This is a genomic window from Candidatus Pseudoscillospira sp. SGI.172 (assembly GCF_050313575.1).
Classification (GTDB): Bacteria; Bacillota; Clostridia; order Oscillospirales; family Oscillospiraceae; genus Vermiculatibacterium.
The window spans coordinates 83291-89528 of record NZ_JBNPLQ010000007.1; the positions used below are offsets into that span (position 1 = coordinate 83291).

General features: G+C 65.0%; 5 protein-coding genes. All 5 read left to right on the top strand.

Annotation, left to right across the window (positions count from 1 at the left end):
- Window positions 1-55 precede the first annotated feature (55 nt).
- The 5 genes from ACQRD3_RS04700 (at window position 56) to ACQRD3_RS04720 (ending at window position 6221) form a co-directional block, all read left to right on the top strand.
- Complete coding sequence (locus ACQRD3_RS04700; protein WP_427780135.1) at window positions 56-1330, top strand: putative DNA modification/repair radical SAM protein; 1275 nt, start codon at window positions 56-58, stop codon at window positions 1328-1330.
- A gap of 41 nt (window positions 1331-1371) precedes the next feature.
- Window positions 1372-2136, top strand: coding sequence for a TIGR03915 family putative DNA repair protein (locus ACQRD3_RS04705; protein WP_080906426.1), 765 nt, complete (start codon window positions 1372-1374; stop codon window positions 2134-2136).
- Window positions 2133-2825, top strand: coding sequence for an anaerobic ribonucleoside-triphosphate reductase activating protein (locus ACQRD3_RS04710; protein WP_080906425.1), 693 nt, complete (start codon window positions 2133-2135; stop codon window positions 2823-2825). The genes ACQRD3_RS04705 and ACQRD3_RS04710 overlap by 4 nt, the downstream gene beginning before the upstream one ends.
- 116 nt (window positions 2826-2941) lie before the next feature.
- Window positions 2942-5317 carry a ribonucleoside triphosphate reductase gene (locus tag ACQRD3_RS04715; RefSeq protein ID WP_427780138.1) on the top strand — a complete coding sequence of 792 codons (2376 nt, stop codon included), beginning with the start codon at window positions 2942-2944 and terminating at the stop codon, window positions 5315-5317.
- Entirely contained in the window at window positions 5310-6221 is a 912-nt protein-coding gene (locus tag ACQRD3_RS04720) for an NAD(P)/FAD-dependent oxidoreductase (RefSeq protein WP_427780139.1), read from the top strand. The genes ACQRD3_RS04715 and ACQRD3_RS04720 overlap by 8 nt, the downstream gene beginning before the upstream one ends.
- The last annotated feature ends 17 nt before the right edge of the window (window positions 6222-6238 follow it).

Genomic DNA, 6238 nt, shown 5'->3' on the forward strand with positions numbered 1-6238 from the left:
ATATCGAACGCACGTACTATAATAAAAGCACAAACGTTCGATTGGAGGGCGACGCATGGAGCTGATGGACAAGCTGAACATTCTGGCCGACGCCGCCAAGTATGACGCCGCCTGCACCTCCAGCGGGGTGACGCGCGGCGGGCAGCGGGGAGGCATCGGAACCGCGTCCAACGCCGGGTGCTGTCATTCCTTTTCTGCGGACGGGCGGTGCATCTCCCTTTTAAAGGTGCTGATGACCAACCACTGCCGCTGCGACTGCGCCTACTGCGTCAACCGCCGCTCCAACGACGTGCCCCGGGCGGCCTTTACCCCCCGGGAGCTGGCGGAGCTCACCATCCAGTTTTACCGTCGCAACTACATTGAGGGGCTGTTTCTCTCCTCGGCGGTGCTGAAAAGTCCGGATTACACCACCGAGCGGATGATCGAGGCCCTGCGGCTGCTGCGCACCGAGTACCGCTTCGGCGGCTACATCCATGCCAAGGCCATCCCCGGGGCGGACTCCGGGCTCACCTACCAGCTGGGGCTGCTGGCCGACCGACTGAGCGTGAACATCGAGCTGCCGTCGGAGCGGTCCCTTCAGCTGCTGGCCCCCGACAAGACCAAGGCGTCCATTCTGGCCCCCATGGCCCAGATCCGGGACGGAGCGGAGCGGTCCCGGCAGGAGCTGAAGCTCTATCGGGGCGCGCCGAAGTTCGCCCCGGCGGGGCAGGCCACCCAGATGATCGTGGGGGCCACGCCGGAGACCGACCGGCGCATCCTGGCCCTCACCCAGGGGCTTTATCAAAAGTACCGGCTCAAGCGGGTGTTTTTCTCCGCCTACATGCCGGTGTCGGACAGCAAGCTCCTCCCCGCCCCGGCGGGGTTCCGGCCTCCCCTGCTGCGGGAGCACCGGCTCTACCAGGCCGACTGGCTGCTGCGGTTTTACGGCTTTTCCGCCGAGGAGCTGCTGGATGAGGGGCACGAAAATTTTGACAGCGCGCTGGATCCCAAGTGCGACTGGGCCCTGCGGCACCTGGAGCATTTTCCGGTGGAGGTCAACCGGGCGGACTACGAGGCCCTGCTCCGGGTGCCGGGGGTGGGGGTGACCTCGGCCCGGCGCATCGTCACCGCCCGGCGGTGCGGGCCGCTGACCTTCGAAGGGCTCAAGCGGCTGGGGGTGGTGCTCAAGCGGGCCCAGTACTTCCTCACCTGCTCGGGGCGGATGCTCCCCGGACTGCGGTGCTCTCCCGAGGGGGTGTACCGGCGTCTGGCGGGGCTGGAGCGGGCGGCGCTGCCCGGAGAGAGCTGGGAGCAGCTGAGTCTCTTTGACGGCGCGGCGGCCCTGACATGACGGCCGCCGCGCCATTGCGTCCGTCGGAAGGAGGTGCTACAATGACACAGGTATGCTGCCGCTATGACGGCTCCTTCGGGGGCTTTCTCACCTGTGTTTTTGAACTCTACGCCCACCGGGAGCTCCCGGCCGAGTTCCTCACCCGGGCAGACGGCGCCGTCACCCTCTGGCCGGAGCGGCCGGTGGAGACCGACCGGGCCCGCGCCATGCGGGTGTACCGGGCGCTGGGGGAGAAGGTCTCGCCGGAATTTCAGCGTCTGGTGGAGAAGGGGTTCCTCACCTGCCTGCCCAGGCGGGAGCTGGACCTCGATACCCTCATCCGCCGGGGGCTGGCAGAAGGGGACCGGGTGCGGATGGATCTGGCCGATCCCACCGTGGCCCGGGTGATGCTGGCCCTGCGGAAGCTGGACACCGAGGTGGATCATCTGAAGGGCTTTGTCCGCTTTTCCGAGCTGGACGGGGTGCTGGCGGGGGAGATCGAGCCAAGGAACCGGGTGCTCCCCCTGCTGGCCAACCACTTTGCCGCCCGGCTGTCGGGGGAGAAGCTGGCCCTCTACGACCGCACCCACGGAGAGGCGTTTTTTTACGCCGCCGGAAAGCGGGCCATCCTGCCGGTGGAGGACTTCCGCCTGGGCCCGGCGGGAGAAGAGGAGCTGGGCTGGCGGAAGCTGTGGCGGAGCTTTTATGAGAAGATCTCCATTGAGGGGCGGTACAATCCCAAGTGCCGTATGACCCATATGCCCAAGCGCTACTGGGGGACCATGACTGAATTTCAGACCGAGGAAGAGAGGAAGGCTCTGCCATGAAGATCGAAGGATTCCAGACCCTGACCCTGCTGGACTACCCGGGAAAGGTGGCCTGCACCGTGTTCACCCCCGGCTGCGGCTTCCGCTGTCCCTTCTGCCACAACGCCTCTCTGGTGCTGCCCGGACGGGCGGGGGCGGAGGTGCCCGAAGGGGAGGTCTTTGCCCTGCTGGAAAAGCGGCGGGGAGTGCTGGACGGGGTGTGCGTCACCGGCGGCGAACCCACGCTCCAGCCCGCCCTGCCCGACTTTCTCCGGCGGGTCAAGGCCCTGGGGTATGCCGTGAAGCTGGACACCAACGGGGCCCGCCCCGATGTTCTCCGGGCGCTGGCGGAGGAGGAACTGGTGGACTATGTGGCCATGGACATCAAAAACGCCCCGGAACGCTACGCCGAGACGGCGGGGGTGCCCGGGCTGGATCTGACCCCCATTCGGGAGAGCGCCGGCTTTCTGATGAAAGGCGGGCTGCCCTTTGAGTTCCGCACCACGGTGGTCCGGCCGCTCCACGATTCAGACTGTTTTCAGGCCATCGGAGCATGGCTGGCGGGGGATGAGCCCTATTTTCTTCAGGGGTTTCAGGATTCGGGCGACCTCATCGGAACCGGGCTCTCCCCGTTTGGTGAGGAGGAAATGATTGGATTCCGCTCCATCCTGTCGAATTTCATCCCGAACGCGGCTCTTCGAGGTATATAACAAGATATTGTGTGAAGCAGTTTCGGCGAAACTACATATTGACGAAACCGGCAGGGATGATATAATGGGAAACTGAACGGTCACAATATTTGAGAGAACAGCGGGGGGCATCGGATATGTATCAGGTCATCAAGCGGGACGGCAAGATCGCGGAGTTTAACATCTCCAAGATCTCGGCGGCCATCACCAAGGCGTTTGAAGCGCAGATCAAGGAGTACCACCCCAGCGTCATCGACCTGCTGGCGCTGCGGGTCACCGCCGACTTTGAGGACAAGATCAGGGACGGCAAGGTGGCAGTGGAGGACATCCAGGACAGCGTGGAAAAGGTCCTCAGCGAGGCGGGCTACGCCGACGTGGCCAAGGCCTATATCCTCTACCGCAAGCAGCGGGAGAAGATCCGCAATATGAAGTCCACCATGTTGGACTACAAGGCGGTGATGGACTCCTATGTGAAGGTCACAGACTGGCGGGTGAAGGAAAACTCCACCGTGACCTACTCGGTGGGGGGCCTCATTCTGTCCAACTCCGGGGCCATCACGGCCAACTACTGGCTCAGCGAGATCTATGACGACGAGGTGGCCAGCGCCCACCGGGACGGGGACATCCACCTCCACGATCTCTCCATGCTCACCGGCTACTGCGCGGGCTGGAGCCTGAAGCAGCTCATCCGAGAGGGGCTGGGCGGCGTGCCCGGGAAGATCACCTCCTCTCCGGCCAAGCATCTGAGCTCCCTGTGCAACCAGATGGTCAACTTCCTGGGCATCATGCAGAACGAGTGGGCGGGCGCCCAGGCGTTCTCCTCCTTCGACACCTATCTGGCTCCCTTTGTCAAGGCGGACAACCTGTCCTACTACGAAGTGAAAAAGTGTGTGGAGTCCTTCATCTACGGCGTCAACACCCCCAGCCGCTGGGGCACGCAGGCCCCTTTCTCCAACATCACCCTGGACTGGACCGTGCCTGAGGACCTGAAGAACCTGCCCGCCATCGTGGGGGGGAAGGACATGCCCTTCACCTACGGCGACTGCAAAAAAGAGATGGACATGGTCAACAAGGCGTTCATCGAGACCATGATCGAGGGGGACGCCAACGGCCGGGGCTTCCAGTACCCCATTCCCACCTACTCCATCACCAAGAACTTCGACTGGAGCGAGACCGAGAACAACCGTCTCCTCTTTGAAATGACCTCCAAGTACGGCACTCCCTATTTCTCCAACTACATCAACTCCGATATGGAGCCCTCCGACGTGCGGAGCATGTGCTGCCGGCTGCGGCTGGACCTCCGGGAGCTGCGGAAGAAGTCCGGCGGCTTCTTCGGTTCGGGCGAGTCCACCGGCAGTGTGGGCGTGGTCACCATCAACCTGCCCCGGATCGCCTATCTGGCCAAGGACGAAGCCGACTTCTACAAGCGGCTGGATCACATGATGGACATTGCCGCCCGGAGCCTCAAGACCAAGCGCACCGTCATCACCAAGCTCCTGAACGAAGGGCTTTATCCCTACACCAAGCACTATCTGGGCTCCTTCGAAAACCACTTCTCCACCATCGGTCTGATCGGCATGAACGAGGTGGGACTCAACGCCAGGTGGCTGAAAAAGGACCTGACCCACGCCGAGACCCAGCGTTTTGCCAAGGAGGTGCTGGATCACATGCGGGAGCGCCTCTCCGATTACCAGGAGGAGTACGGCGATCTCTACAATCTGGAGGCCACACCCGCCGAGTCCACCACCTACCGTCTGGCCAAGCACGACGTGGAGAAGTACCCCGGCATCATCACCGCCGCCGAGCCCGGAGGCACCCCCTACTACACCAACTCCTCCCACCTGCCGGTGGGCTATACCCAGGATATTTTTGCCGCTCTGGATGTCCAGGACGATCTCCAGACCCGATATACCTCGGGCACGGTGTTCCACGCCTTCCTGGGAGAGAAGCTCCCCGACTGGAAAGCGGCCGCCGCGCTGGTGCGGAAGATCGCGGAGAACTACAAGCTGCCCTACTACACCCTCTCTCCCACCTATTCGGTGTGCAGGGAGCACGGGTATCTGGTCGGAGAGCAGCACACCTGCCCCCACTGCGGACAGGCCACCGAGGTATACAGCCGCATCACCGGCTACTACCGCCCGGTGCAGAACTGGAACGACGGCAAACTCCAGGAGTACAAGGAGCGGAAGGTCTACGACATCGGAGCCTCCCGGCTGACCCACACCGGGCCGGAGACGGAGGAGCGCGGGGCGGAACCGGCGGCCTCCGGGGGGGAGCCGCTGCTCTTCACCACCAAGACCTGCCCCAACTGCCGGCTGGCGGTTTCGGCCCTGGAGCGGGCGGGGATCTCCTTCCGCCGCATCGATGCCGAGGAGCAGCCCGATCTGGCCCGGGCCAGCGGGGTAAAGCAGGCCCCCACCCTGGTGGTGCCCGTCGCGGGGGGCGGTGCGGAGGTCTATGCCAACGCCTCCAACATCAAGGGCTATGCGGAGGGCTGTGCGGCCCATGTATGACATCCTGATCGTGGGCGGAGGGACCGCCGGACTTACCGCCGCCCTTTACGCCCGCCGGGCGGGCAGATCCGTCCTGGTGCTGGAGGGCGGGGGCTTCGGGGGACAGATCACCGCCTCTCCGCTGGTGGAAAATTACCCCGGGATCCCGTCCATCAGCGGCATGGCTTTCGCCGATGCCCTCACGGGACAGGCGCTGGATCTGGGGGCGGACGCCGAGCTGGAACGGGTGGCCGCCGCCCGGCGGACGGGGGACGGGTTCGTCCTCACCGCCGGGGGGAGATCGTTTTCCGGCAGGGCGCTCGTTCTGGCCACCGGGGCGAAGCACCGAAAGCTGGGCCTTTCGGGGGAGGAACGCCTGGTGGGAAACGGGGTGAGCTACTGCGCCGCGTGCGACGGGGCCTTTTTCGCCGGAGAGGATGTGGCGGTGGCCGGGGGAGGGGACAGCGCCCTCCAGGCGGCGCTCTTCCTGTCCAAGCGGTGCGGGCGGGTCTACCTCGTGCATCGGCGGGAGGAATTTCGGGCTGAGCCCTGCCATGTCGCCGCCCTCAAAAAACGGGAGAACATCACGCTCTGCCTGTCCCGCCAGGTGACAGCCCTGGAGGGTGCGGACAGCCTCACCGGGGTGGAGCTCACCGCTGCGGGCGGCGTCCGGGAACGGCTGCCGGTCACCGGACTTTTCGTGGCGGTGGGGCAGGAGCCGGACAACCGGGTCTTTGCGGATCTGGCGGAGCTGGACGCGGCGGGCTATGTGCGGGCGGGAGAGGACTGCCGGACTTCTACCCCCGGGGTTTTTGCCGCCGGGGACTGCCGTACCAAGGAGCTGCGGCAGCTCACCACCGCCGCCGCCGACGGCGCGCAGGCCGCCGCAGCGGCCTGCAGCTGGCTGGATCAGGCCGGGCTGTGAGGGCCCGGAGCCCGCTG